The 7,448-nt window shown below is 52.0% G+C and carries 5 protein-coding genes; 4 read left to right on the top strand and 1 reads right to left on the bottom strand.

Annotation, left to right across the window (positions count from 1 at the left end):
* Positions 1 to 535: 535 nt before the first annotated feature.
* A complete protein-coding gene (locus tag ASILVAE211_RS25365; RefSeq protein ID WP_227324156.1) occupies positions 536 to 1,492 on the bottom strand; it encodes a replication protein RepA in 957 nt (318 codons plus the stop codon).
* Between the two features lie 1,791 nt (positions 1,493 to 3,283).
* On the opposite strand from ASILVAE211_RS25365, the gene ASILVAE211_RS25360 reads away from it, so the two are divergent.
* The 4 genes from ASILVAE211_RS25360 to ASILVAE211_RS25345 all read left to right on the top strand — a co-directional run.
* Complete coding sequence (locus tag ASILVAE211_RS25360; RefSeq protein ID WP_456304504.1) at positions 3,284 to 4,192, top strand: ParA family protein; 909 nt, start codon at positions 3,284 to 3,286, stop codon at positions 4,190 to 4,192.
* Positions 4,192 to 5,061 carry a ParB/RepB/Spo0J family partition protein gene (locus ASILVAE211_RS25355; protein WP_227324154.1) on the top strand — a complete coding sequence of 290 codons (870 nt, stop codon included), beginning with the start codon at positions 4,192 to 4,194 and terminating at the stop codon, positions 5,059 to 5,061. Before ASILVAE211_RS25360 ends, ASILVAE211_RS25355 begins: the two co-directional genes overlap by 1 nt.
* A gap of 708 nt (positions 5,062 to 5,769) precedes the next feature.
* On the top strand, positions 5,770 to 6,810 hold the full coding sequence (locus ASILVAE211_RS25350) for a PDDEXK nuclease domain-containing protein (RefSeq protein ID WP_227324153.1): 1,041 nt from the start codon (positions 5,770 to 5,772) through the stop codon (positions 6,808 to 6,810).
* Positions 6,811 to 7,245: 435 nt separating this feature from the next.
* On the top strand, positions 7,246 to 7,448 hold a 203-nt coding region (locus ASILVAE211_RS25345), incomplete at its 3' end, for a hypothetical protein (protein ID WP_227324152.1).

The following is a 7,448-nucleotide window of genomic DNA, read 5'->3' as shown; positions in this document are numbered from 1 at the left end:
ATCTGAGTCGCAACCTGGTCTTCGGTTAGGTGCGTAAAATACCGTTTGGCATAGTCGTGATCTCGCTGGACTGTCCGGTCTGCGTTATGATCTCATTTTTGGCAGGTACCGCACGTGCCAGTGCGCTTTTACATGCCTCGTCAAATGCACTGGAGCGAAGCGCTTAGAAATGCTGTTCTGAATAAGCCGAGCAATGTGGCAGATATCTTGCCATTGACTATCTGGGAGACGTTTGGGTAACTGCCATTGTTCGGGCAGCGTTTGTTGTCGCAGATCTGTTTCAAGCGTTTGGTCGTTTTTCGTATTGAAATCGTCGCAAAGTATAGGTCCGCTGCCTAAATTTTTGCCATACCAAGGACATTGTTCTTTGCGGAGAACCATGTGTTCCGCGCTGATAGCCCGGTTAATTCCACAGTTGATTTGACGTTCCAGAAACGTATCAAGTTTTGAAAGCAAATAGGAACTTACTCGAAGAACAAGTGTGGGTATTGTGCCTAAATTTTTTTCAGAGCCTAACCTTCGTAATTCTATCTTTTCACAGCCTTTTTGCTTCGTTCTTGCCGTGGGATTTTGCAGAGATGAGTGCTCGGGGAGGAACAGGCGGATTTCCAGGACAGAGAACGATCCCACTCTTGTCCCATTCGACCTGGGCTTCAGGGTAGACGGCTAATGCAATTGTTAAACTATCGATCCAGCGGGGCCGAAAATTTTGTATAGATTTGTATGAATTTCCGAATTGTGCGTAAAGCGCCTTCCAAGTTATATGACGAGGGGCAGATAAAGAGTGGAGACGGTAGGCCAGCCAGCAGTAAATATCCAAAGCCTGCGAGTTGTTTGCAATGGCCCGAATTGCGCTTTCTTGCAAAGGGACTGGATGCTGCGTTAGTTCTTTAAAGAACGTTTCTGAGAGTTTGACGGTTTCTAAAAGAGGGCCATCATGCTCGTGATTGAACATTGCTGTGTCGACGAGGTTTTGATTTATAAACCCTGTCGCTCCAGCGCTTTGAATTTGGAACGTCATCCGGCAGCGAGAAATACGAAGAGCTTGCTCTCTAACGTCAGCCATGGAGCGTCCACCAATAGGTATGCCCATTTTGCCTAGCCAAACGCGAAGGCTACGTCCAAGTTCAATCTCACGGTTACCGGTCCGAACTGCTTCACTCTGCAAGAAGAGTAAGATGAGCCGAGCCCGTGAGCCGTAAGGCACTCCAACTCGCCTTGTTTCGTTGTTTTCAGTATGAACGGAGCCCGGCTCTACCATGAGCTTTACGTGGTCAGTAGACAGCGTCCAGACTTTGTCGTCGGGAAGACGTCTATGCGGGAGAGCCGTTTGACACCACCCGCTGTAGAGAAAGCCCGTACGCTGTTCCTCAGCGCTCATAAACTGATACGCAGCTTCGAGGGTTTGACGATAGTTCGCCTTATCAAGCCCAGGTAGGTCAAGTGTTCCCTGACGACCGTGCTTTTCAAGCATATCATGAATAGCGCCCATAAACCCTCGATACGCCACGTTTGCTGCGGTTGTCACTGTGGGGTTTTGCAGAAACAAGCTACTAGCAAGGTTATTTGGTTAAGTTCTAATAGTTTGTGCTGCAAGATCCCACGGGATAACTTCTGCAAGTTATTGATTCCATGGTAAACGTCTGACGCTGCCGTCTGCAAGACCCCACGCTTAATTATTCAAAACCCCACCCGCTGGCTGTGGGGGAATTTGTGCCAAAAGTGCCGCAAATGTCCCGACTCGTATCCGGTTTTGCAAATGGTAGAGTAACTCGTGCATTTCGCAGCCCGTTCATCGCTCGCGGAGGAAAAATGGTTCAAAAAACTTCGTAAAATCAACGAATTGCACTAAAAGTTCTTCAAGACCCCACGCTCGCTAGGGCCGAAAAGACTCCAGATCTATGCAAGATCCCACACTTCGAAGCAAACCATGGGATTGCTCCCGGTCACAGGCTAGGCGGAACTGGGGGTTTCGACGAGCCACTACGAGGCGAATTCAAGGAATGTTGGGAGGAATTTGGCTTAAAGCCACGGATTAAGCCAAAGAGGATGGTGTAATCTATTCAAGACTCCACGGCGCGATGTTCCTGCGTTTGAAAAACAGGAGTGCCTCCTCTGTTTGAAGGGTCAAATTATGCAAGATCCCACACCTGGATGAGCGGCCTCTGCAAAAATCCACGGTCTGATGGGCTTTGCCAGTCTGCAAGATCCCACACTTGTAAGCTATTACAAGGTCCTCAATTTCTGCTGGCTAGCTTAGCTGTACATGCAAAAGCCCACAGCAATGCATCACAGAAATGCTGGCCTTTAGGTGAGCGTTGATTTTGTTTTGCAGGATACTTTGGAGCTCGCGGCAGCGAAAGTTTTGAACGGCATATGGAAGCGGTGAGGATACCAGCCACTCCGTCTATGCAATATCCCACGGTTCGAGCCGATAGTTAGTTTAAGCTATCCAAGGCTAATTGTGTTGCATGGCAGTGCGTATTGTTGTGGAGCGCATCCCCTGCCCTGCCCTACTGATATCAGATCTGCAGTGCTCGCCGAGTTGCACGTCGGCTAATGTGCGTCGCCAAATTTTGTTAGCTGTTCCTTTGTGTATTAGCAGGAGGGGCGCTCTCCAGATGACGATGCTTTGCTAGAGCTGCTCAGGCGTAGGGCTGTGGCAAATTGCGTTTGCAGATGCCTAAGGTGCCGACCCGGAACCAAGCCGCTTGCGCAAGCCTCCTAGCTCTCGAGTGTTGGTCTCCTATCGTGCACCAAGTGCCACCTTGCGGCCGTAGCTACGTCCAGTCTCGCCTTTAACGTGTCCGAACCTGCAACGCGAACGCGCTCTTCGAGGCTATTGACCGCCGCCGTAGCGATCACTCCAAGAAGCGTAGGATCATTGGAATCTGCCCGGGCCTGCTGATTTTTCGATTGCCTCAAGAAAAACCTGGGTTTTGGCTTGTCGGGCGCATCGTAAATGGTTTCCCGTTACCAGCGGCTACTGGGCGCGAGGAGGTCTCGATAATTTTCTCTCTCTTCAACTAAGTGTTCTGACATCAGAACACCTACCAAAGCATCAACCATTGTGGAAATGGTTGACGTTGGCGTGATGAGCCAGTTATCAGTTATCAGCAATTTTTAAGGTGACCCACCGATGAATGGCGAAAGGCTGCGTGCTGCTCGCAATGAGATGAAGATGTCTCAAGGCGATCTTCGCGAGGCGTTGAACGCCCGCCTAAATCGCTCGTATGACAAATCGCGTATTAGCCGGTGGGAAAACGACCGCGAGGCAATTCCCATGGAAGTCATCAAAGAACTCGAGCTCATATTGAGTTCTAATACGAAGAAAGCACATATCATTGCACTAGCAAACCAAAAAGGTGGTGTTGGTAAAACGACCAGTGCTCTTAACTTAGCGTCGGCCCTCCGTCGTGCCGGACTAAGAGTATTGCTGATTGATCTGGACCCGCAAGCATCCGCAACAGACTGGATTTTAGGGCAGGCAGGATCGAAGCTCCATAAGGATGGTAAATCGATTGTTCATGCCGTCTTGAAAGACAAACCGCTTTCTGACGTCATTGTTTCTTCCGACTTGGACATTGGAAGCGGTCCCAGAGCGTTCGACATTGTGGGGAGTCATATTGATCTATCAGAGGCCGACGGGCGGCGCGAACCGGGCTTCGAACACTCGCTAGCAGAAGCTATCGAGGTTATCGCAATAGATTATGACTTCATCATTGTCGATGCACCTCCAAATCTTGGGCTCATGACCTACATGGCTTTGGTGGCTGCAGATACTGTTATTGTTCCTGTCCAGACGGAGCCGCCAGATGCGATGGGGGTGGCGCTTTTACTTAGCACCGTTCAAAAAATTCAAAGACGGTTGAATCCACATCTCAGAGTTGGTGGCATATTACCGACCAGGTACAATTCCCGCCAAGTGGTGGACCGCGAGGTCCTTCACCATTTGATCCAGTACACCTCTGGCAAAGCAGTGGTTCTTGAGCCAATTCCGGATAGCGCAGTCTTTGGCAATGCAGCATGGGGCGGCTCCATTGCGGTCGACGCATCGCCTCGCTCTAAGGCAGTGGGACCCTACATCAGATTGGCGAACGCCTTAGCTAAAGGTGAGCCCCCTCCCCTCGCCCTCTTAAACCTTGATGCAACTATTGATGGATCGGCAACTGATGCTGCGGAGGTTGGTTGATGTCAGGGATGAAGAGGAAAGGCCCGTCGCGGCTTATGGAATCTATGCAAAACCGCGTTGAGGAGCTTGGCGATAGCTTTATCTCAAGTGGTTCGGAATTGAAGCATTCCTTTGAAGTTAAATTGGACCATGTCGAACCCGACGAAACTCAGGCCAGGAAGAAATTTGACCAAGCGCCACTCAATGAACTGGCCGCAAGCCTGAAAGAGCACGGGCAGCTAGTCCCAATATTGGTGCGGGCCCATCCAGAGAGACGGGGACATTGGATTATCGTCGCTGGTGAGAGGCGTTGGCGCGCCGCAAAGCTGGCGGGGCTGCCAGTTTTACTCGCGATTGAGCGGGCAAGCGATGTGGAGGTTGTGTCGCTACTCGAAAATCTTCAGCGCGAGGATCTGACGCCATTAGAAGAATCTGCAGCTATAGTAGCTCTAATGGAGAAGAAGAATTGGGGACAGCGCGAGATCTCGAAACAACTCGGCCGATCTTTGTCAGACGTTAACGGATTGATCAAAATCAGGACGATGCCGGATGCTTTCCTAAAAGCTGTTCTGACGTCAGAAAATCCTGTGTCTAGAAACTTATTGATTGAGCTTTCTCGCTTGCCTGAGAGCAATATCAGAGACCGATTGTGTAATGAGGCGCTAAGGGGTGAATTAACGATTGGGAAGTTGCGGCAGGCCGCTCAGGAAGTTCCGAAAGACGGCCAGAGCGGTAAAACAAAGCGAGTAACCCAAAAGGAATCCCTATCAGGCAAGCAAATTCGTGCTTTTTCAGAGCGGGTTAAAAGTCTGGCATTTGATGAGATCAAACCCAATGAACGACGAGAGTTGCAAAACCTAGCCGAATGGATCCGGCAGCACATAAAATAGAAGCGGTCCAAAAGCGCTGAATGCGAGGGAGGGGGTGTTCTGATGTCAGAACACCCCCTCTGGGCGGTGCCGGTTACGGTCACCTTACAAGCACGAAATGTGCGATAAGCGAGGTGTCAGATCGGCTTTTAAGTCGATCATGACCTCAGTAATGCCGCTTTATGATTTGTGCAGTAATGCCGGTGATGAAAATCAGATTGCCGAAGACTGCACCGAGGAAGACGCTGCCGTGAACTGGCCCCGTCTGCAGATTGAGAATGATGTGAACTGAAACAGGCGGATAGGGCAGGGGGCTTCGCAGTAGCTGCACTATTCTTTTTGGGCGTAGAGTCTATGGACATGTGCGTTGGCGGGCGCTGCAGATCATAGCAATGCCTCCTTTGGTATCGAGATGGCGGCAGTGACGACGTCGTTGAGTTAGAGGATAGCGCCTGACGTTGCTCAATAAGAGTTTGTCGGAAAAACGAGCTTTATTCGCCTGAATAGGGCAGGGTGTGTCTGAGACGCGGATGATTTTTGCGTGTAGACGGGAGTTACGGTTAGATAGGCAGATGGTATCGCTTGAGATAAGACTGACTGGGTTGGATTTGCTGCCGGCTTAACAGGTGAGGAGGCGAGTATGTCGATCCCGACCGCCTCGCAACCTTTAGGTCGACAGCAAACCCTCCCTCACGGGGGGTTATGCTCAATGAACTGGATCGCGTAGACTTGGCCTCGCTCGTCCCTGCTGGCTATACTGATTGGCTCGCCAATTTAAAAATGCGGATCCGCGACACACGGCTCCGCACAGCCCTTGCGGTCAACAGCGAACTGATCTTGCTGTATTGGAATATTGGCCGCGATATCCTTATCCGCCAGGAACGCGACGGTTGGGGAGCAAAGGTGGTTGATCGCCTAGCCATCGATCTTCGTGCCGAATTTCCAGACTCGAGGGGCTTTTCGCGCGCCAATCTGCTCTATATGCGAGCCTTCGCTGAGGCTTGGCCAGATCTCCCAATTGTCCAACAGGTCGTTGGACAATTGCCGTGGGGCCAAAATATCGAGCTCCTTGGCGTCAAGGATCCCAGCGAGCGACATTGGTACGCACAAGCGGCACGCGCGCAAGGTTGGAGCCGGTCTGTTCTAGCCTTGCAGATCGCTAGCCAAGCCCACGTCAGGCAAGGACAGGCAATTACCAATTTCGAGCGGGCACTTCCGCCCGCGACGTCCGATCTAGCCCAACAGATCCTCAAAGACCCGTATCAGTTCGACTTTCTGAACTTAGACCCATCCGTGCAGGAACGCGATGTCGAGCGCGGCCTGATCGCCAGGGTCAAAGATCTTCTACTTGAGTTGGGGAAGGGGTTCTCGTTCATTGGCAGCCAACACCACCTGGAAGTCGGTGGGGAGGACTTCTATGTCGATTTGCTTTTTTACCATCGCAAACTGCGCTGCTTGATCGCTGTCGACCTTAAAGCAGGGCGGTTTCGACCTGAACATGCTGGCAAAATGAACTTTTATCTCGCTGCCCTTGACGATCATGAGCGGGAATCTGACGACAATCCCAGCATTGGGCTTATCCTGTGCAGAGAGCATAATCGTGTGGTTGTTGAATACGCCTTGCGCGGCGTTGAAACGCCCATTGGCGTATCGCGCTACCAGACCATGCTGGCGGAGTCTTTACCGGCCGATTTGGCTGCAGCACTGCCTTCACCAGATGAATTGGAGCCCGGCATTCTGACAGCATCAGATACTGATGGCCCAGATTGATCCACGGATCGCTTCGGCGTGGCTGAAAGCGGAATCGCGGTTAGACATTTTGACTAAAAGTGCCCCTTTAACGATAGCTCGAAGACGCTCGCCGTGCTGTCGTGGCGTTGCCCTGTGCCTATGAGACATCCGCGAATCTAGACCCGTTTGAGCCGCGAGAGGTTTGAGGCTGCGTGAAGGCACTCTCTCGACGACGTCGCATTTCCCAATCCATGCTTTAGTAGACTCCTGACGCTCATCAGATGGGGAGAGCGCCATTGGCCGCCTCCTCAGACGAGCATTGAGGGCCGTTTGACGCGAAATTTCCCGCTTTTAAGCGAGTTTGGCGCCGTCGACAAACGTCTCAAGAACTATCTAAGCGTGATAATCCCCCTTATCGCGCCTAGCTTGCTTTTCTGACTTGTCTTTCCCGCGGGGAGGGGGTCTCCTCGCACCATGACCGAAATCCATCCCGCGTCGGACCCTGAGGGTTTCGACCCTGAGGGTCTCGACCCCGAGGGTCCTCACGACGAGACGCCGGCGTCCGTGCCCGCGATGGCCCCGGTGGCGGGGGCGCCTCTCACGGCGGCCGGGCAGGCGGCTTTGGCGCAAGCCGCCGCCTTCGCGAAAAAGGCTTCGGCGCCGGCGACGCTGCGGGC

Origin of the sequence: Acidisoma silvae (assembly GCF_020618775.1) — a bacterium.
Lineage (GTDB): Bacteria > Pseudomonadota > Alphaproteobacteria > Acetobacterales > Acetobacteraceae > Acidisoma > Acidisoma silvae.
The sequence above is the reverse complement of the archived record's forward strand: the minus strand, read 5'-3'. Positions and strand labels throughout refer to the sequence as shown.

What these genes read in the sequence shown, in the direction of transcription:
- ASILVAE211_RS25360 (WP_456304504.1), top strand. Translation starts at nt 3,284, where the DNA reads ATGGAAGTCATCAAAGAACTCGAGCTCATATTGAGTTCTAATACGAAG.
- ASILVAE211_RS25365 (WP_227324156.1), bottom strand. Translation starts at nt 1,492, where the DNA reads ATGGGCGCTATTCATGATATGCTTGAAAAGCACGGTCGTCAGGGAACA.
- ASILVAE211_RS25355 (WP_227324154.1), top strand. Translation starts at nt 4,192, where the DNA reads ATGTCAGGGATGAAGAGGAAAGGCCCGTCGCGGCTTATGGAATCTATG.